This window comes from Streptomyces rectiviolaceus, assembly GCF_039533825.1.
Classification (GTDB): domain Bacteria; phylum Actinomycetota; class Actinomycetes; order Streptomycetales; family Streptomycetaceae; genus Streptomyces; species Streptomyces rectiviolaceus.
The window spans coordinates 18685-36564 of record NZ_BAAAUG010000046.1 but is presented as its reverse complement, the minus strand read 5'-3'; the positions used below and the strand labels follow the sequence as shown (position 1 = coordinate 36564).

The following is a 17880-nucleotide window of genomic DNA, read 5'->3' as shown; positions in this document are numbered from 1 at the left end:
CTCGACCTCTCCGTACGCGGCACACGTCTTGCCGCGCATCTCTCTACTTCGCTTTACGTCTTCGTTTTACGTCGCTTTTTCACCACTCGTATCGCTAGGTGGCTACTCCCATGTCAGAAACAGATCCCAGGCGCTGGAAAGCGCTGATCTTCATCGCGCTCGCGCAGCTGATGGTCGTCCTCGACGCGACCATCGTGAACATCGCGCTGCCCTCCGCCCAGCAGGACCTGGGCATCTCGGACGGCAACCGCCAGTGGGTCATCACGGCCTACGCCCTGGCCTTCGGTGGTCTGCTGCTCTTCGGTGGCCGCATAGCCGACCTCTGGGGCCGCAAGCGCACCTTCGTGACCGGCCTGATCGGCTTCGCCGCGGCCTCCGCGCTCGGCGGCGCCGCGACCGGCGAGGCCATGATGCTGGGCGCCCGCGCCCTGCAGGGTGTGTTCGGCGCGCTGCTCGCGCCCGCCGCCCTCTCGCTGCTCGCCGTGATGTTCACCGATGCCAAGGAGCGCGCCAAGGCGTTCGGCATCTACGGTGCGATCGCCGGTGGTGGTGGCGCCGTGGGCCTGATCCTCGGCGGCTTCCTCACCGAGTACCTGAACTGGCGCTGGACGTTCTTCGTGAACATCCCGTTCGCCGTCGTCGCCGCGCTCGGCGCCTACTTCGTCATCCGTGAGCCGGCCGGCGGCCGCAACCGCTCGCCGCTCGACATCCCGGGCGTCGTCCTCTCCACCCTCGGCCTCGTCGCCCTGGTCTACGGCTTCACGCGCGCCGAGTCGGCCGGCTGGTCGGACTCCCTGACGGTCGGCATGTTCGTCGGCTCCGCCGTCCTGCTCGCCGCGTTCGTCCTCACCGAGGCGAAGGTCAAGTCGCCGCTGCTTCCGCTGCGCGTCCTGACCGAGCGCAACCGCGGTGGCGTCTACCTGTCGCTCGGCCTCGCGATCATCGCGATGTTCGGCCTGTTCCTGTTCCTCACGTACTACCTGCAGATCGTCCAGGGCTTCTCGCCGGTCAAGACCGGCTTCGCGTTCCTGCCGATGATCGTCGGCATGATCGTGGGCTCCACGCAGATCGGCGCCCGCCTGATGACCCGCGTCGCGCCGCGGCTCCTGATGGGTCCGGGCTTCGTGCTCGCGGCCGTCGGCATGCTGCTCCTGACGCAGCTCGAGGTCGGTTCCTCGTACGCAGGTCTGATCATGCCCGCGCAGCTGATGCTGGGCCTCGGCATGGGTACGGCGTTCATGCCCGCCATGTCCCTTGCCACGCACGGTGTCGAGGCGCGTGACTCCGGTGTCGCCTCCGCGATGGTCAACACCTCGCAGCAGGTCGGCGGCGCCATCGGCACGGCTCTCCTGAACACCATCGCCGCCTCCGCCACCACCGCGTACGTCGCCTCGCACGCGGCGGGTGCGACGACTCCCGCCGCGCAGAAGCTGATGCAGGCCGAGGCCATGGTCGAGGGCTACACCAGCGCGATCTGGTGGGCCGTCGGCATCCTGGTGGCCGCCGCCGCCATCGCCTTCGCCCTCATCAACACCGGTGCGCAGGGCGGCTCTCCGGCCGCCTCTGGTGACACCGACGGTGCGGAGAACTCCAAGGACGAGGTGCGGATCCCGGTGGTCGCGCACTGACCCCGGGTTCTGACGGGGAGGCCTAGCGGAGCCAGGGCAGGTCCGCCCCCGCCTCGTTCGGCTGAAGTCCCTCGGCGACGATCACCATGATCTCGCCGAGGGACTTCTGCTGTTCCGGGGTGAGCCGGTCGAAGAGGGCCTGGCGTACGGCGTCGACATGGCCGGGGGCGGTGCGGCGCAGGACCTCGTACCCGTCGTCGGTGAGGATCGCGAACTGGCCGCGCTTGTCGGAGGGGCAGTCCTCGCGGCGCACCCAGCCGTTCTTCTCCAGGCGCGCGATGGCGTGCGAGAGACGGGACCGGGTGATCTTGGTGTTCCTGGCAAGCTCGGTCATGCGCATCCGTCGTCGCGGGGCGACGGAGAGCTGGACCAGGAGGCCGTAGTAGATGTGCGGCATGCCGGCGTCACGCTGCAACTGGCGATCGAGGTGATCCTCCAGGAGCGTGGTGGCCTGCAGGTACGCGAGCCAGGTGCGCTGTTCCTCGTCGTCGAGCCAGCGCGGTTCCCCGTCGGGGGGAGAAGTGGGTGCCGTGTCCATGTACTCCACTGTACGCAGCCCTTCCTTGAAACTTAAACAAAGCAGCAGTAGGCTCATTCTCGAGCGAAAGCTTGAGAGTTAAAGTAAATCGTTCTTTGTACGTTCTCGGAGGCGCCGCCATGACCGCAACCCAGGAGCGCATGCCCGCCCTGTACCTCAGCCACGGCGCACCGCCGCTGGCCGACGACGCGCTCTGGCCGGACCAGCTCCGCGCCTGGTCGGCGGAGCTGCCGCGCCCCAAGGCCATCCTCATGGTCTCCGCCCACTGGGAAGAGGCCCCGCTCGCGCTCGGCACGACGGAGACGATGCCGCTGGTGTACGACTTCTGGGGCTTCCCCGAGCACTACTACCAGGTCACCTACGCCGCGCCTGGCGCCCCTCAACTGGCCGATTCCGTACGTAAATTGCTGCGCGGGGCGGGTACGCCGGTGCAGGACATCCCGGATCGCGGGCTCGACCACGGAGCGTACGTCCCGCTCGTCGAGATGTATCCGGGCGCGGACGTACCCGTGCTCCAGATCTCCCTGCCGACCCTCGATCCGCGGGGCCTGATGGACATCGGCCGCAAGCTGGCGCCGCTGCGGGACGAGGGTGTGCTGATCGTCGGCAGCGGCTTCTTCACGCACAATCTGGCGGCCCTTCGCCAGGGCGGTACGCCGTCGTGGTCTGTGGAGTTCGACGCGTGGGGGCACGAGGCGCTCGACGCGGGCGACGTGGACGGTCTCCTCGACTTCCGGCACAAGTCTCCGGCGGGCGAGCTCGCGCACCCGCGTACGGAGCACTTCGCGCCCTTGTTCGTGACGCTGGGGGCCGCCGATGCCTCGGGGGACCTCGGCGGGCAGCGGAGTGTGATCGACGGGTTCTGGATGGGGCTCGCCAAGAGGTCGGTGCAGTTCGGCTGATCCCGCGTGCCGGGTCCGCGCTAGGTCAGCGGCTCGCTGATCTCGATCGCGCGCAGGGCCGCCGTCAGGGCCCGCTCGTCGCCCACGTCCAGTGCCGTGTCGGTGAACTTGATGACGTGCTCGTCGCCGTGCGTCAGGGCCCGCTCGAAGACCTCTTCGGGGGCGAAGGTGCCGGGTGCGGTGTACGCGACCGGGGAGTCTGGGGCGTACATCGACGTCACGGCGGCCGACGCCGTCCAGGTCGCGTGCAGGCTCGGGGCCCACAGTGCGCGGGGCAGCGCGGGCAGGGCGCGCAGGACGGCGTTGGGCGCGGTCGACGCGTGCACCAGCATCGTCTCCTCGCCGTGGCCGTGCGTGGCGTACCGGTGGGTGGCCGCGCGCACAAGATCGGTGAGCCTGCGGTGCGCCTCGTCGGGGTCGCTCACGCCGGCCGCCCACGCGGGCAGGCCCGCGACCCTGCCGAGCCTGGCGGGGAAGCCGCCGCTGTCCCTGTCCGGGATCGGCTCGACGGCGTCCAGGGCGGCGGCCGCGGTGTCTGCCCTCACCGGCAGGAGCTCGACGCCGGTGACGGTGTGGTGGCGGGCGGCCCAGTAGCCGAGCCCGTGGGCGAGTTCGGCGAGGCGCGGTTCGGTCTCCGCCCCTGTCAGGAGCGTGCGGACCGCGTGGCCCACCCGGATCACCGGGTGCGTGGAGCCGCCGTACATGCCGGGCAGCAGGAGCGGCCACCAGGCGGCGAGGATGTCGCGCCACGGGCGTTCGCCGATCTCCCGGCCGAAGTACGCGATCCAGTCCGCCGCGCGGCGCGGATCGCCGAGTGCCTCGCGCCAGTTGCCGCCGGTGATTGGCTCGACCGTGCTCGGGTACTCCTCCAGCTTCGGCGCGTACAGCCCGAGCCAGCGGTGGACCGCACCGGAGCGGCCGTGCGCGGCGAGCGCCTCCACGGCCATCGGCGCGTGGTTGGTGAGCCGTCCGAGCCGCTCGGGGCCCGAGGCGTGCAGGCGGCTCAGGGCTTCGTCGAGGGTGCCTGTGGTGTCGGCTGTGGCGTCCATGGGGGCACGGTAGGCAGGGCGCGGGCGGGGGCGTAACGGCCTTGCGGCCTAGGACAGGACCTACGCCGGGGCCCGCGGGACCTAGGTCCCGCTTGGGGGCTGAGGGCCCAGGGGACGCTCGTACCAGGCGACGTCCCAGTAGCGGCCGAACTTCCGGCCCACCTCGCGGTACGTGCCGACGTGCCGGAAGCCGAAACGTTCGTGGAGGCGGCCCGACGCGTCGTTCGGCTGGGCGATCCCCGCGTAGGCGCGGTGCAGGTCCTCGCCTTCCAGGGCCTCGAAGAGCGCCTTGTAGAGCAGGGTGCCGATGCCGCGGCCCGCGGCGTCCGGCGCGCAGTAGACGCTGACTTCCACCGAGGTGGCGTACGCGGGCTTGGCCCGGAAAGGAGAACTCGTGACGTACCCGAGGATCAGCCCGGAATCCCGCTCCTGGGCAACCAATAGACGGTGGGGGCCGTCTTCAGGATGGGAGAGCAGCCAAGGGCGGCGCTCTTCCGGGAGGAAGACGGCTGTGTCGAATGTGATCGCCGTCTCACGTACGTAGTGGTTGTAGATAGCGGTCAGCGCCTCAAGATCGGCCTCCGTGCCGGGCCTGACCTGCACCTCTGTACGTCCCGACGGCATCCGGCCTCCCTTTGTGGCGGCACAGGGTACTGCAACGTCAGGAAAATAGATGCGCGGCTTGGGAATTCTGTCCGGATTCCAGTCGTTGTTTCCATCGGAAGCAGGGCACCCGGAAGGGTGTGGTTTCCACCACAGAGGCCCGTGAAAAGGGCCGACCAGGACCTCCACACGCAAGGGAGCACGCATGGCAACCCGTGCCGTCGCCCGTCGTAAGTCCGCCACCTCCGGCGAGACCGACGCGGCACGCAGTGTTCGCGCCGTAGGCGGGGAGATCGCCGACCGCGACCTGGTCGGCATGTACCTCGACGAGATCGCGCGTACGCCGCTGCTCGACGCCGCCAAGGAAGTCGAGCTGTCCCAGATCATCGAGGCCGGTGTGTATGCCCGGAAGATAATCGACGGTGAGGTCGAGAGTTCTGGCGCGGGCGCGTCCGCCTCCCGCGAGGAGCTGGAGGCGCTGGTCGCCGACGGCGAGCGGGCCAAGGACGTCTTCATCCGGTCCAACCTGCGTCTGGTCGTCGCCGTGGCCCGGCGCTATCCGCGCAGTGGTCTGCCGCTCCTCGACCTGATCCAGGAGGGGAACGCGGGCCTGGTGCGCGCGGTCGAGAAGTTCGACTACGCCAAGGGCTTCAAGTTCTCCACGTACGCCACGTGGTGGATCCGCCAGGCCATCACGCGCTCCATAGCCGACCAGTCGCGCACCATCCGCCTCCCCGTCCACCTGGTGGAGGAGCTGGGGCGGATCCGCCGGGTCATGCGCGAGTTCAACCGCAAGCACGGGCGCGACCCCGAGCCTGCAGAGATCGCCGCGGAGCTCGACTCCACGCCGGCGCGTGTGACGGACGTACTGGACTGGGCGCGCGACCCGGTCTCGCTGAACATGGGCGTGGACGACAACGGCGACACGCAGTTCGGTGACCTCCTCGAGGACACCTCCGCGGTCTCGCCCGAGCAGTCCGTCCTGACCCTGCTGCGCAGCGAGGAACTGGACGACCTGATCGGCCGCCTCGACCAGCGCACGGCCTCCATCATCAAGATGCGGTACGGCATCGAGGACGGCCGCGAGCGGACCCTCACGGAGGTCGGCAAGCAGCATGGGCTTACGCGGGAGCGGATCCGTCAGATCGAGAAGCATGCGCTTCTTGAGCTGAAGAAGTTGGCTCGGGATACGGGGTTCGATGCGGCGGCCTAGGCGGCCTGCCTGAACGGTCCCCACAGCTGAGCCCCGGTGCCATCCCCCCCCGGCACCGGGGCTCGTTTTTTTGCCTTGCGGCTGGAGGGCGGGGGTTCTTTGCCGCGCTTCGCGCGGATCCTTCCCGCCCACCCACCCGTTTGCCCTGCAGTCCGCCCTTGCTGAACGGGCCTTAGCAGCCCTCGGTTCACGTTCCCGACGCTCGGGTCAGGCGGGAGCCCAGTTCTCGTAGGGAAGTCACCAGTTCCGGAGGCCCGTGGGCCACGAAGTCGCAGCCCGCCGTGGCCAGGCGGACCGCCAGCCATTCGATGGAGTCCGTCACCTCTGAGCGGAGGCGGCACGTCGTGGCCGTCAGGGGCTCCGGCGTGCCCAGGGCCGCGGGGAACCTCGCGGCGATGGACTCCGCGGAGGCAGCGAACGTCACGTCGATCGCGTACGAAGGCTGGCCCCGCCACATCGACCGGCGGATGTACTCCGCGGCGTCCCCCGTCGGCAGCTCCCGCGGGACGAAGCGCGCCCCGGTCGCGAAGGGCGACGACACCCGGTCCACCCGGAACGTGCGCCAGTCGTCGCGGTCGATGTCGTACGCGACCAAGTACCAGCGCCGCCCCGTCGACACCAGGCGGTGCGGTTCCGTCAGGCGGCGGGACTCCGTGCCGTCGCCGGAGCGGTACGCGAAACGGAGGCGCTCCTGGCCCGCCGCCGCGGACGCCATGACCGTGAGCGTCTCGGGCGCGATGCTGGCGCCGTCCCCGCTGGTCAGGGGGGTTGTCGCGATCTGGAGGGTCTGGACTCGGTGGCGCAGGCGGGAGGGGAGGACCTGCTCCAGCTTCGCCAACGCCCGGACCGACGCCTCCTCCACGCCCTCCACCGCGTGGCCCGCCCCGGCCCGCAGGCCCACCGCGATCGCCACCGCCTCCTCGTCGTCCAGGACGAGCGGCGGCATCGCCTTGCCCGCGACAAGGCGGTAGCCACCGGTCGCCCCCTGGCTCGCCTGCACCGGATAGCCGAGGTCCCGCAGCCGGTCGATGTCGCGCCGCACCGTACGACGGCTGACGCCGAGCCGGTCCGACAGCTCCCCGCCCGGCCACTCGCGCGGGGTCTGAAGCAGGGAGAGGAGCTGCAGCAGCCGAGCCGGCGTGTCCGTACCGCCGGACCTTTCCGAGGTTCCCGAGGTCGTGCCGGAAGTCGAAGTCATGTTGTCCAGGATGCCGCGCATCTAGGACATGACCTGGCCTATATGACTTCTAGTCTCCTCTCATGACTTACAGCAGCCCCGCCACAGCACCGCCGGGAACGGCCTCCGCCGCCGCCGACCGGCGTCGCTGGCTCGCACTCGCCATCGTGATGACCGCGGCCTTCATGGACCTCGTCGACGTCACCATCGTCAACATCGCGATCCCGTCCATCCAGGAGGACGCAGGCGCCTCGTACAGCCAGATCCAGTGGATCACCGCGGGCTACGCGCTCGCGTTCGCGGCCGGACTGATCACCGGCGGGCGGCTCGGCGACATCCACGGGCGCAAGCGGATGTTCCTGATAGGGATCGCGGGCTTCACCGTCGCCTCCGCGCTCTGCGGGTTCGCCGCCAACCCGGAGATGCTGGTCGCATCCCGGATCCTCCAGGGCGGCATGGCCGCGATGATGGTGCCGCAGGTCCTGTCGATCGTGCACGCCACCTTCCCCGCGCACGAGCGGGGCAAGGTCTTCGGGCTCTTCGGGATGGTCGTGGGGCTCGGCGCCGTATCGGGGCCGCTGCTCGGCGCGCTGCTCACCCAGTGGAATCTGTTCGGGCTCGAATGGCGGCCGATCTTCCTCATCAACCTGCCCGTCGGGATCGCGGGACTGATCCTGGGCAGCAAGTTCATCAGTGAGTCCAAGGCCCCGAAGGCCCTCAAGCTCGACCTCGTCGGCGTCGTCCTCGTCACGCTCGGCCTGCTGATGGTGCTCTACCCGCTCACCCGTGGGCGGGAGTTGGACTGGCCGCTGTGGGGTTACGCCATGATGGCCGGCGGACTCGTCGTCTTCGGCGCGCTCATCGCGTACGAGAAGGCGAAGGCGGCCAAGGACGGTTCGCCGCTCGTGGAGCTGTCCCTGTTCAAGGTGAAGAGCTTCGCGGCGGGCATTGCCGTACAGACCGTCTTCGGTGTCTGCATGGGCATCTTCTTCCTGGTCTGGACGGTGTACATGCAGACGGGGCTCGGCTGGAGCGCGCTGCGGGCGGGCACGACCGGGGTGCCGTTCTCGATCGCCGTCTCGGCGGCGGCCGGTATGTCCGTGCAACTGCTCGTGCCGCGGTTCGGGCGCAAGGTGCTGCAGGCCGGGGCGCTCATCATGGCCACCGGGGTGCTGCTCTACATCTGGGAGGCGGACCGGTACGGCGCGGACATCGCGTCCTGGCAGATGGCGCTGCCGCTGGTCGTGATGGGGGCGGGGATGGGGTTCATCGTCGCGCCGCTGACGGACGCCATCCTGTCGGACGTGCCGCGTGAGCACTCGGGGTCCGCGTCCGGGCTGCTCAACACCGTGCAGCAGATGGGTACGGCGCTCGGACTCGGCCTGGTCTCCGTGGTGTTCTTCGGCATGATCGACGAGAAGGCCACGCGGAGCGAGGTGCCCATGGAGATCGTGGGCGCGTTCCAGAACTCGCTGTGGTGGGTCGTCGGGGTGCTCGTCGTCATCTTCCTGCTGATGTTCGCCCTGCCGGGCAAGCCGCGGCAGCACGTCGAGGGCGGCGGCGATGAGGACGCGGTCCTCGATGCGGCTGATGCGGCTGATGCGGCTGGTGAACTTCCCGAGCGGGAGCCCGCGTTGACCCCCTGAGCGGTCGGATCTGCGGCGGACGCGACGCGGCGCGACGCGATGCGGCCCGGGTCGGAGCCTAGAGCTCCGCCTGGGTCGCCGTCGTGTCCAGGGACTCGAGTACGGCACCGGGGTTGCCGCCCTTCGTGACGGCGGCCCCGATCTCCTTGCGGATGGCGGCCCGGACCGTCGGCCACGAACGCAGGTTCACCGGCTGGAACTGTGCCTGCGGCATCTGGTCGATGAACTTCCACAGCGGGCGCTGGGCCGCGTCCGCGCGCAGCGCCGCCGACGCGGAGCTGGTCACCGGGAGCGCGGCCTGGCCGCCGCCGTACGCCTTCGCCGACTTGCGGCCGTAGAGGTAGCCGAGGAACTGGCCGCAGGCCTCGCGGTGGCCGTTCTGCTTGAACGCCATCAGCCAGTCGCTCAGGCCGACGGGCGCCGCGGCCCCGCCCCGTCGCGTCGGGAACGCGGCGTGCGCGTAAGGGAACTTGACCTTGTCGGCGGCGCCCATGAGCACCGGGTGCGCGATCAGCATTCCGATGCGGCCGCGCATGAACTGCTCGTACGCGGCGGTCCTGTTGAGCCCCGCCGGGTTCGCGCCGGCGAGCCCCTTCGTGACGAGCTCGTCCCGCAGCCAGGTCAGCGTCCGGACGTTGTTCGCGGTGTGGAAGTCGTAGCCCGCGGCCAGGCCCGCGTAGCCCCCGTCGTCCGCGAGCAGCCAGGACAGGGTCTCGTCCTCGGCGGCCTCGGGGCCCAACTGCAGTCCGTACGGCGTCTTCACGCCGATCGCCTTCAGCGCCTGGGCCGCCGACCTCAGCTCGGCCCAGGAGGTGGGGGCGCCGCTGATGGCTGCCTGCTTGAAGAGGGCCTTGTTGTAGAAGAGGCGCGGGGTGCTGGCGAGGAACGGGATGCCGTACTGGACGTGCTTGACCGATCCCGCCTCGGCGTACGAGCGGGTGAAGTCGGCCTCGGTGCGGATGTCGAAGAGGTCGGACGCGCCGTAGAGCTGGTCGTCCTCGGCGTAAGGGGCGAAGACGTTCGACTGGGCGATGTCGGGGGCGTTGCCGTCCTTCACTCGGCGCGCGAGGGTCCGGTCGAGCTTGTCGAAGGGGACGCGTTCCAGGGCGATCTTGACGGTGGGGTGCGCTTTCTCGAAGGCGGTGATCAGGCCGTCCCACTGGTCGCCTATGGAGGAGCCGACGCTCTTGTCGTAGCTGGCGACGAGGAGTTTGAGGGTGGTGGTGTCGGCGTCGGTGGAGCAGGCGCTGAGGCTGCCGCCCAGGCCTAGGCCGAGGGTGGTGGCGCCGGTGAGGCCGGCGGAGTTGGTCAGGAACTGTCGACGTCGCACCGGGCTTGCCACCTTCTTGAACGCGCTGTACTTGTAACCTCACTGGGTCGCTGGTGGCAGATTCTGTCACACAGGCATGTTGTGCCTGTGGTGGCCCGCCTTTGCGCCCGCTGGCATAACCTGCCTCGCATGCCCGCAAGTTCGCTCGACTCGCCCGATTCGCACGGCTCGACCGGCTCGACCGGCTCCCTTACTGAGCGCCGCAAGGCGGAGACGCGCCTGGACATCGCCCGTACCGCGGCCGCGCTCTTCGTCGAGAACGGGCTGCGGGCCACTCGCGCCGAGGACATCGCCCGCGCGGCGGGCGTCGCGCCGCGCACCTTCTACCGCTACTTCGCGACGAAGGAGGAGGCGGTGGCGCCGCTGTTCGCGGCTGGTGCGCAGCAGTGGGCGGAGGCGGTGCGGGGTGCGCCCGCGGGCCTCTCGGTGCGGGACGCGCTGCGGCACGCGGCGGCGCGGGCGCTGGTCCCTGACAGTGACGCGGCGCCGGGGCTCGCGATGGGTGACGCGGAGGCGCTGGAGTGGGTGCGGGCGCTGCTGCGGATGGCGGGGGAGAGTGCGGCGCTGCGGGCGGTGTGGTCGGACGCCTGCCACGCCTCGGAGGAGACGCTGCTGTCCGTCCTGGCCGGGCGGGAGGGCCGCGGGGAGGTGCCTTCGTTGGAGCTGCGGCTTGTGGCGGGTGTCGCCAGTGCGGCGGTGCGGGTGGCGGTAGAAACATGGGCCGCGGGCGACGAACCGGCCGGGGGCCGGGGCGGCCCCGCAGCGCTGGCGGACCACTGCATCGAAGCCCTGGAGGGCTTCCGCTGGCCGTAGGGACGCGGGGTCGCTCCGCGGGGTGGGTACGGTGCCGCGCCGGTATGTCCGTCCTCGCTATCGTCCGGTGACCGCGGGGCCACTTCGGCCCCGGAGCGCCGCGAACCGTGCTCCGGGCGGACATACCGCCACGTCCCCTCGCGTCTCGATGCCGACTGCGGGCCGCCGGCCCTGTCCCTTCCGGCAATCGGGCGCGCTGCGGGGCAATCGGACGGGTGGGCGGGAAAGGCCTGTTCGGTTCGAGTGAGCTGCGGGGTGGGGCGTTGGGCTCTGGTGGGTAGGGGCGGAAGTCCGTTTGTGTCTGGTCTGGGTCCGGGGGTGTTTACTTGGGGGAAATCTGGTCGTAGTCTTCCGGGGAAACCACAGGGTCGGGCATTTGGCGGAGGCGAACGGACATGTACGCACCGGAGCGGCAGCAGGAGATCCTGCGGCTCGCGCGTGACGGCGGGCGGGTCGACGTGCTGTCGCTGGCCGAGGAATTCAAGGTCACCGCCGAGACCATCCGGCGGGATCTGAAGGCCTTGGACCGCGCCGGTCTCGTACGGCGCGTGCACGGCGGTGCCATACCGGCCGGACGCCTCGACTTCGAGCCCGACCTCGCGGAGCGGGAGGGAACCTCCGCCGACGAGAAGGACCGCATCGCGCGCGCCGCCCTCGCCGAGCTCCCCGCCGAAGGCAGCGTCATCCTCGACGCCGGCTCGACGGTCGCACGCCTCGCCGCCTCGCTCCCGCTGGAAGCGACGTTCACCGTCGTCACGCACGGCCTCCCCACCGCGGCCCGCCTCGCCGACCACCCCGGCATCCAGCTCCACCTCATCGGGGGCCGCGTCCGCAGCCGTACGCGCGCCGCCGTCGACGCGTGGGCGCTGCGGGCGTACGGAGAGATCCGCGCCGACGTCCTCTTCGTCGCCGCGAACGGCTTCTCCGCGGAAGCAGGACTCACCACCCCCGACCTCGCCGAAGCTGCCGTCAAGCGCGCCGCGATCGGCGCGGCCCGTCGTGTGGTGCTCCTCGCGGACTCCACCAAGCACGGGCAGGAGCACTTCGCGCGCTTCGGTGATCTGGATGATGTGGATCTGCTGATCACTGACACGGGGCTCAGCCCCGAGGACGCAGCGGCGATCGAGGGCGGCGGCACTGAGGTGGTCCGGGCATGAGCGGCATGGACGCGAGCACGGGCAACAGCACGCAGGTCGGCAATGAAACGGTACGTACGCGCATGATCCTCACCCTCACCCCCAACCCCTCCCTCGACCGCACCTACGAGGTCCCCTCACTCGACCGTGGCGAGGTCATCCGGGCCACCGGCGACCGGATGGACCCGGGCGGCAAGGGCGTCAACGTATCGAGGGCGGTCGCCGCGGCGGGCGCGGAGACGCTCGCCGTCCTGCCGCTCGGCGGTGCGCCCGGCGCACTCGTCGCCCAGCTCCTCGACGAGCAGGGCATCAAGGTCGCCCCGGTATGGGTCGCGGGCCAGACCCGCTCCAACATCGCGGTGGCCGAACCGGACGGAACTCTCACCAAGATCAATGCCGCCGGGCCCGAACTGACAAGCACCGAAGCGGAGTTGTTGCTCTCCGCCGTGCGGGAGCGGTCCACCGGCGCCGACTGGATCGCCTGCTGCGGCAGCCTGCCCCGCGGGCTCGCCCCCTCCTGGTACGCCGACCTGGTGGCCCGCGCGCACGCCGCCGGTGCCCGCATCGCCCTCGACACCTCAGGACCGGCCCTGCTCGCCGCCCTCGCCGAGCGCCCCGACGTCGTCAAGCCGAACGCGGAGGAGCTCGCCGAAGCGGTGGGGCGCCCCCTGACGACGGTCGGCGACGCGGTCAAGGCGGCCGAGGAGCTGAGGGAGCTGGGCGCACGGGCCGTGCTCGCCAGCCTCGGTGCCGACGGCCAGCTCCTGGTGGACGACTCGGGCACGTACTTCGGCAGCGCACCGGTCGACGCCGTACGCAGCAACGTAGGAGCCGGTGACTCGTCCCTGGCCGGTTTCCTCATCGCGGGCGGCACCGGCCCGACCGCCCTCGCCTCGGCCGTGGCGCACGGCGCTGCGGCGGTCCAACTCCCCGGCAGCGCGATGCCGACCCCGTCGGACCTCGCGCCCGACGCGGTCACCGTCACATCGGATGTCCCCCTGGACCGCGTACTGACGGAGCCCGCGGCATGACTCCCCACCCCCACACCCCCGTCCCCACCCCCGCCCCCTGGGCGATACGCGTGCGAAGGAGCCCGCGATGAGCGAGATGATCACCGCGGAACTGGTCGACCTCGAAATCGACCGGTCCGCCGGAACCAAGGAAGCGGCGGCCCGTGCCCTCGCCGAGCGCATGGTGGCCCTGGGCCGGGTGACCGACCTGGAGGGGTTCCTCGCCGACGTCGCGGCCCGCGAGGCGCAGATGCCGACTGGCCTGGACGGCGGCATCGGCATCCCGCACTGCCGCAGCGCCCACGTCACCGAGCCGACCCTGGCCTTCGGCCGCTCGGCCGAGGGCATCGACTTCGGGGCGCCGGACGGGCCCGCCGATCTGATCTTCCTGATCGCCGCTCCGGCCGGTGCCGATGACGCGCATCTGACCATTCTGTCGTCGCTGGCACGGCAGTTGATGGACGAGGAGTTCACGAGCGCGCTGCGGGCCGCGACGGACGCGGAGTCGGCGGTTTCGTTGATCACTGGGGAGAGCCGGGGGGCGGGTGGGGACTCCACAGAAGAGCCCACCGGCCCGCAGCCGGAGGACGACAGCCCTCCGGCGGAGCCGTTCCGCATCGTGGCGGTCACGTCCTGCCCCACGGGCATCGCCCACACGTACATGGCAGCCGAGTCCCTGGAAGCCGCCGCCCGCGACGCGGGCGTAGAGCTCGCGGTGGAGACGCAGGGTTCCGCAGGCTTCACCCGCCTCGACCCGGCGGTCATAGCCGCCGCGGACGCGGTCATCTTCGCGCACGACGTCCCCGTACGGGACAAGGGTCGTTTCGCGGGGAAGCCCACCGTCGATGTCGGCGTGAAGGCAGGCATCAGCAAGCCCGCCGAGCTCATCGCGGAGGTCAGGGCGAAGGCGGCCCGCGGCGAGACGACCGCGGACGTCGGGCCGAGCCCCGTCGACAACGCCGGTGACAGCGGTGACGGATACGGCACCAAGCTGCGCAAGTGGCTGATGTCCGGCGTCAGTTACATGGTCCCGTTCGTCGCCGCGGGCGGCCTCCTCATCGCGCTCGGCTTCGCCATCGGTGGCTGGAAGATCGACAAGGCCCCGTCCGTCGCCGAGCACTTCGTGTGGACGGACACCACCAGCTGGGCCGCGCTCCTCTTCCAGATCGGCGGGCTCGCCTTCGCCTTCCTGGTGCCGGTCCTCGCGGGCTACATCGCGTACGGAATGGCCGACCGGCCAGGACTCGTGCCCGGATTCGTCGGCGGCTCCGTCGCCGTCACCATCAACGCGGGCTTCCTGGGCGGCCTCGCGGCGGGTCTGATCGCGGGCTCGATCGTCATGGGCATCCAGCGCGTGAAGATCCCGTCCGTGCTGCGCGGCATCATGCCCGTGGTCGTGATCCCGCTGATCTCGTCCGCGATCGTCGGCTTCCTGATGTTCCTCGTCATCGGGAAACCCATCGCCTCGCTGCAGAGCGCGCTCACGGACTGGCTCGAGGGCCTGTCCGGCGCCAACGCCATCATCCTGGGCGTCATTCTCGGCCTGATGATGTGCTTCGACCTCGGCGGACCGCTGAACAAGGTCGCGTACGCCTTCGCCGTCGGCGGCCTCGCCAATCCGACCGAGGGCAGCCTCAAGGTCATGGCCGCGGTGATGGCGGCCGGCATGGTCCCGCCGCTCGCCATGGCCCTCGCCACCACGGTCCGCGGCCGGCTCTTCACCAAGACCGAGCGGGAGAACGGCAAGGCGGCCTGGTTCCTGGGCGCCTCCTTCATCACGGAGGGCGCGATCCCGTTCGCCGCGGCCGACCCGCTGCGGGTGATCCCCGCATCGATGGTGGGCGGCGCGGTCACCGGCGCCCTGTCGATGGCCTTCGGCTGCACGCTGCGGGCCCCGCACGGCGGCATCTTCGTGGTGCCGCTCATCGGACAGCCGCTGCTGTACCTGGTGGCGGTCGCCGCCGGTGTCGGGGTCTCGACCGTGGCGGTCATTCTGCTCAAGGGCGCCCGGAAGACGGCTCCTTCGGGGAGCGGCGACGCGGCCGGGGAGGCCGTGACAGAGAAGCCGGTGCCTGCGGCGGTCTGAGATCCGGCGGTCTGAGCCCCGGTCCGGTCCATCAGGGCCCCGGCTGTTCGGGACCGAGCCGTTCGGGCCCTATGAGGGGGGTTGTGCGACATGCATCACTTCAGGACGTAAGTCCCACAACCCCCCTGTCGTAAGCCCTGGATCGTGTTGTCTACTGTGCGGCATGCTCCAGAATGTCTCGATCCTCCAGCAGACAGGCGTGGCCGTCCTGGCCGTCGCGACCGTCGTCTGGGCCGTGGGCCTGGTGCGGGTGATGCGGCGCGACCAGGCCGACGTGGACGCCTGGCGCGAGTCCCAGGCGCTGCGCGCGCTGCCCGCGCAGACGGGGCCGCCGCGTGCGGAGACGGCCGAGCTGACGGCTGACGAGCGGGCCGCCTTCGCGGGCCTCGTGCGGCAGTTCGGCGACGGCCGGTCCTGAGTCTTTGTTCTACTTCGCGCGCTGCTGCGGAATGCTCCTCGCGCGCTGCTCCATCGCGGCGCGGGCCGCTTCCTCAGAGACGTACACCTCGCACCTGTGCCGCTTGTCGGGCGTGACCGTGTGCTCGACCTCCCAGAGGCTGAGCTCGCTGCCGTCGAAGAGCAGGAACGCGTGTTCGTAGAGCGAGAAGCAGAGGCGTGCGTCGCCCGCCAGGCAGGGGCGGCCGAAGGCCTGCGTGATCTGGTGCGCGAACGCCGAGCGCATTAACCGCTCGATGTCCCCGGAGGGCCGTCCCTCGCTCACCGAGTTCTCCGCGCGGCGCAGGAGCCGGCGCGCGTGGTCCGCGGAGTCGTCAGGGGCGTACGTATGCCGGGGTTCGTCGGCGACCGGGAGCAGGAGCGCGACGGGCTGCTCGCAGACGGCGGCGGGGGTGTCCGGCGGGAGCGGCAGGCGCGAGGTGGCGACCCCGGCCTCCTCCTCGTCCGCGTACAGCTCGTACTGGGCGTGGCTGCCGGGGCCCGTGTTGTGTACGAGCTCCCAGAGGGTGAGCGCGCCGGCGTCGGCGAGCAGCCACGTGTGCCGGTAGGTCTCGCGGTGCAGGCCCGCGCTGTGGTGTGCGGAGTGCAGCGAACTGTCGTACGCGAGAGCCGATTCCAGGCGTCCTATCGTGTCGTCCGGCAGGTCGAAGGAGTTCATGGCGCGGCGCAGAAGCCGCTCGAGATGCTCCTGCGGAGAGTGCGGGGACTCCTGCTCGGCCGACTGTGGCTCGTACGCCGTCTCGTACTCGTACGGAACGCTCAAGGTCTCTCCCGGCGTTGCTGCATGTCACCTTGTGAGTGCATACCGTAGCCCCTGCGTCGGACATCATGTCCGGGAACGGGAAAACGTACGAGCCGCACGGCAAGTTCCCGTGCGGCTCGCGGTGTTGGGCCTGGTGAGAGGGGTAGGGCAGGGTCGGGCGTGGCGGCTGAGATCAGCCCGCGCTGCCCGCCGTCCACTGGCTCCAGGACATGTTCCAGCCGTTGAGGCCGTTGTCCGGGGCGATGGTCTCGTCCGGGGAGCCCTTGACCGTCACGATGTCTCCGATGAGGGAGTTGTCGTAGAACCACGCGCCCGGCGTGCTGGAGTCGCCCGCGCCCTGCGCGTCCTGCAGGCCGACGCAGCCGTGGCTGGTGTTGGCGCCGCCGAAGATCGAGGGCGAGCCCCAGTAGTTGCCGTGGATGAAGGTGCCGGATGACGACAGGCGCATCGCGTGCGGGACGTCCTTGATGTCGTACTCACCGCCGAAACCGACCGTGTCGCCGTTCATGCGGGTCTGGGTGAACTTCTCGGAGATCACCATTTTCCCGTTGTACGTGGGGTTCGACGGGCTGCCCGCGGAGATCGGGATGGTCTTGACGACCTTGCCGTCGCGCTCGACCGTCATCTTCTTGGCCTTCACGTCGACCGTGGAGACCTGCGCGCGGCCGACGGTGAAGGTGACCGTCTTGTTCTGCACGCCGGTGGCGCCGTCCGCGCCCTTCACGCCCTCCAGGTCGATCTTCATCGTGACCTTGGAGCCGGCCTTCCAGTACTCCTGGGGCCTGAAGTCCAGGCGCTGGTTGCCGAACCAGTGGCCCACGACCTTCTGGCCGCTGTCGGAGGTGACCTTGATGTGCGACTGGACCGACTGCTTCTCGGTGATCGCCTTGTCGAAGTTGAAGGAGACCGGCATGCCGACGCCGACCTTCGTGCCGCCGTCGGGGGTGTAACTGCCGATGAAGCTGTTGTCCTTCGAGACGGTGGTGAAGATCGAGTTCTCGGTCGCTTCCTTGCCCTTGGTGTCCTTCGCGTCGGCCGTGATCTTGTACTTCATGCCGCGCTCCAGCTGGGCCTTGGGCTTCCAGCTGGAGCCGTCGGCGGAGAGCGTGCCGTCGACCGCCGCCCCGGTGGAGACCAGGGTCATCTTCACCTCGGTCAGCTTGCCGCCCTCGACCTTGACGCCCGTGGCGTTGATGGAGGCGCCGGTCGAGCCGTCCTTCGCCGAGATGGTGATGTCGGCGCCCTGGGTCTTGCTCTTGCCGTCCTTGCCGTCGCTCGTGCCGTCCGAGTCACCGCCGCAGGCCGTCAGGGAGAGCGCACCTACGGCGGCGAGCGCGGTGGCCGCCAGAAGGGTGCGTCGCCGGGGGTTGGCTATGTGCGACGTTGTCACGGGCTGCTCCATCTTTGTGCGAAGTGCGCGTTCTGATCCAGTAAGAGTTAAGAGCGGCCTGCGGGCGGAAAGGTTCCGTCCGCTTGGTGTGAGGGCGGGCACAGGGGCATGGCCCGCCGGTGGCCCAACGGGCTGTGGTC

At 70.3% G+C, this 17880-nt stretch carries 16 protein-coding genes; 9 read left to right on the top strand and 7 right to left on the bottom strand.

What is annotated here, in order from left to right; all coding sequences use genetic code 11:
* The first annotated feature begins 110 nt into the window (after positions 1 to 110).
* Positions 111 to 1628: an MFS transporter gene (locus ABD378_RS16155; protein WP_344521601.1), complete on the top strand. Its 1518-nt coding sequence runs from the start codon at positions 111 to 113 to the stop codon at positions 1626 to 1628.
* 22 nt (positions 1629 to 1650) lie between these two features.
* Here the strand turns inward: ABD378_RS16155 and ABD378_RS16150 are convergent, their stop codons facing one another.
* Positions 1651 to 2166, bottom strand: a complete 516-nt coding sequence (locus ABD378_RS16150) for a MarR family winged helix-turn-helix transcriptional regulator (protein WP_344521600.1) — start codon at positions 2164 to 2166, stop codon at positions 1651 to 1653.
* A 119-nt stretch (positions 2167 to 2285) separates the two neighbouring features.
* Between ABD378_RS16150 and ABD378_RS16145 the strand changes: the two genes are divergently transcribed.
* Positions 2286 to 3068 carry a dioxygenase family protein gene (locus ABD378_RS16145; RefSeq protein WP_344521599.1) on the top strand — a complete coding sequence of 261 codons (783 nt, stop codon included), beginning with the start codon at positions 2286 to 2288 and terminating at the stop codon, positions 3066 to 3068.
* A gap of 20 nt (positions 3069 to 3088) precedes the next feature.
* Here ABD378_RS16145 and ABD378_RS16140 read toward each other — a convergent pair whose 3' ends face one another.
* Positions 3089 to 4117: a questin oxidase family protein gene (locus tag ABD378_RS16140; RefSeq protein ID WP_344521598.1), complete on the bottom strand. Its 1029-nt coding sequence runs from the start codon at positions 4115 to 4117 to the stop codon at positions 3089 to 3091.
* Positions 4118 to 4198: 81 nt separating this feature from the next.
* The gene (locus ABD378_RS16135) at positions 4199 to 4741 is read right to left on the bottom strand and encodes a GNAT family N-acetyltransferase (RefSeq protein ID WP_344521597.1); all 543 of its coding nucleotides are present in this window, start codon (positions 4739 to 4741) and stop codon (positions 4199 to 4201) included.
* Positions 4742 to 4925: 184 nt separating this feature from the next.
* On the opposite strand from ABD378_RS16135, the gene ABD378_RS16130 reads away from it, so the two are divergent.
* Complete coding sequence (locus ABD378_RS16130; protein ID WP_344521596.1) at positions 4926 to 5933, top strand: sigma-70 family RNA polymerase sigma factor; 1008 nt, start codon at positions 4926 to 4928, stop codon at positions 5931 to 5933.
* 187 nt (positions 5934 to 6120) lie between these two features.
* Here ABD378_RS16130 and ABD378_RS16125 read toward each other — a convergent pair whose 3' ends face one another.
* Positions 6121 to 7131: a helix-turn-helix transcriptional regulator gene (locus tag ABD378_RS16125; RefSeq protein WP_344521595.1), complete on the bottom strand. Its 1011-nt coding sequence runs from the start codon at positions 7129 to 7131 to the stop codon at positions 6121 to 6123.
* A gap of 62 nt (positions 7132 to 7193) precedes the next feature.
* On the opposite strand from ABD378_RS16125, the gene ABD378_RS16120 reads away from it, so the two are divergent.
* Complete coding sequence (locus tag ABD378_RS16120; RefSeq protein WP_344521594.1) at positions 7194 to 8756, top strand: MFS transporter; 1563 nt, start codon at positions 7194 to 7196, stop codon at positions 8754 to 8756.
* Between the two features lie 58 nt (positions 8757 to 8814).
* On the opposite strand, the gene ABD378_RS16115 is transcribed toward ABD378_RS16120, so the two are convergent.
* The gene (locus ABD378_RS16115; RefSeq protein ID WP_344521593.1) at positions 8815 to 10086 is read right to left on the bottom strand and encodes an extracellular solute-binding protein; all 1272 of its coding nucleotides are present in this window, start codon (positions 10084 to 10086) and stop codon (positions 8815 to 8817) included.
* 129 nt (positions 10087 to 10215) lie between these two features.
* On the opposite strand from ABD378_RS16115, the gene ABD378_RS16110 reads away from it, so the two are divergent.
* The 5 genes from ABD378_RS16110 (at position 10216) to ABD378_RS16090 (ending at position 15549) form a co-directional block, all read left to right on the top strand.
* Complete coding sequence (locus ABD378_RS16110) at positions 10216 to 10899, top strand: TetR/AcrR family transcriptional regulator (protein WP_344521592.1); 684 nt, start codon at positions 10216 to 10218, stop codon at positions 10897 to 10899.
* A gap of 395 nt (positions 10900 to 11294) precedes the next feature.
* On the top strand, positions 11295 to 12056 hold the full coding sequence (locus ABD378_RS16105; protein WP_344521591.1) for a DeoR/GlpR family DNA-binding transcription regulator: 762 nt from the start codon (positions 11295 to 11297) through the stop codon (positions 12054 to 12056).
* 62 nt (positions 12057 to 12118) lie between these two features.
* Positions 12119 to 13066, top strand: a complete 948-nt coding sequence (gene pfkB / locus ABD378_RS16100; protein ID WP_344521655.1) for a 1-phosphofructokinase — start codon at positions 12119 to 12121, stop codon at positions 13064 to 13066.
* A gap of 67 nt (positions 13067 to 13133) precedes the next feature.
* Positions 13134 to 15131, top strand: a complete 1998-nt coding sequence (locus ABD378_RS16095; protein ID WP_344521590.1) for a PTS fructose transporter subunit IIABC — start codon at positions 13134 to 13136, stop codon at positions 15129 to 15131.
* Between the two features lie 163 nt (positions 15132 to 15294).
* The gene (locus ABD378_RS16090; protein WP_344521589.1) at positions 15295 to 15549 is read left to right on the top strand and encodes a hypothetical protein; all 255 of its coding nucleotides are present in this window, start codon (positions 15295 to 15297) and stop codon (positions 15547 to 15549) included.
* Between the two features lie 9 nt (positions 15550 to 15558).
* Here ABD378_RS16090 and ABD378_RS16085 read toward each other — a convergent pair whose 3' ends face one another.
* Both ABD378_RS16085 and ABD378_RS16080 read right to left on the bottom strand, forming a co-directional pair.
* Positions 15559 to 16350, bottom strand: coding sequence for a DUF6227 family protein (locus tag ABD378_RS16085; RefSeq protein ID WP_344521588.1), 792 nt, complete (start codon positions 16348 to 16350; stop codon positions 15559 to 15561).
* 172 nt (positions 16351 to 16522) lie between these two features.
* On the bottom strand, positions 16523 to 17752 hold the full coding sequence (locus ABD378_RS16080) for a L,D-transpeptidase (protein WP_344521587.1): 1230 nt from the start codon (positions 17750 to 17752) through the stop codon (positions 16523 to 16525).
* Positions 17753 to 17880 lie beyond the last annotated feature (128 nt).

What these genes read in the sequence shown, in the direction of transcription:
- ABD378_RS16145 (WP_344521599.1), top strand. Translation starts at nt 2,286, where the DNA reads ATGACCGCAACCCAGGAGCGCATGCCCGCCCTGTACCTCAGCCACGGC.
- ABD378_RS16155 (WP_344521601.1), top strand. Translation starts at nt 111, where the DNA reads ATGTCAGAAACAGATCCCAGGCGCTGGAAAGCGCTGATCTTCATCGCG.
- ABD378_RS16080 (WP_344521587.1), bottom strand. Translation starts at nt 17,752, where the DNA reads ATGGAGCAGCCCGTGACAACGTCGCACATAGCCAACCCCCGGCGACGC.
- pfkB (WP_344521655.1), top strand. Translation starts at nt 12,119, where the DNA reads ATGATCCTCACCCTCACCCCCAACCCCTCCCTCGACCGCACCTACGAG.
- ABD378_RS16090 (WP_344521589.1), top strand. Translation starts at nt 15,295, where the DNA reads ATGCTCCAGAATGTCTCGATCCTCCAGCAGACAGGCGTGGCCGTCCTG.
- ABD378_RS16140 (WP_344521598.1), bottom strand. Translation starts at nt 4,117, where the DNA reads ATGGACGCCACAGCCGACACCACAGGCACCCTCGACGAAGCCCTGAGC.
- ABD378_RS16095 (WP_344521590.1), top strand. Translation starts at nt 13,134, where the DNA reads ATGAGCGAGATGATCACCGCGGAACTGGTCGACCTCGAAATCGACCGG.
- ABD378_RS16150 (WP_344521600.1), bottom strand. Translation starts at nt 2,166, where the DNA reads ATGGACACGGCACCCACTTCTCCCCCCGACGGGGAACCGCGCTGGCTC.
- ABD378_RS16135 (WP_344521597.1), bottom strand. Translation starts at nt 4,741, where the DNA reads ATGCCGTCGGGACGTACAGAGGTGCAGGTCAGGCCCGGCACGGAGGCC.
- ABD378_RS16110 (WP_344521592.1), top strand. Translation starts at nt 10,216, where the DNA reads ATGCCCGCAAGTTCGCTCGACTCGCCCGATTCGCACGGCTCGACCGGC.
- ABD378_RS16105 (WP_344521591.1), top strand. Translation starts at nt 11,295, where the DNA reads ATGTACGCACCGGAGCGGCAGCAGGAGATCCTGCGGCTCGCGCGTGAC.
- ABD378_RS16130 (WP_344521596.1), top strand. Translation starts at nt 4,926, where the DNA reads ATGGCAACCCGTGCCGTCGCCCGTCGTAAGTCCGCCACCTCCGGCGAG.
- ABD378_RS16120 (WP_344521594.1), top strand. Translation starts at nt 7,194, where the DNA reads ATGACTTACAGCAGCCCCGCCACAGCACCGCCGGGAACGGCCTCCGCC.
- ABD378_RS16125 (WP_344521595.1), bottom strand. Translation starts at nt 7,131, where the DNA reads ATGACTTCGACTTCCGGCACGACCTCGGGAACCTCGGAAAGGTCCGGC.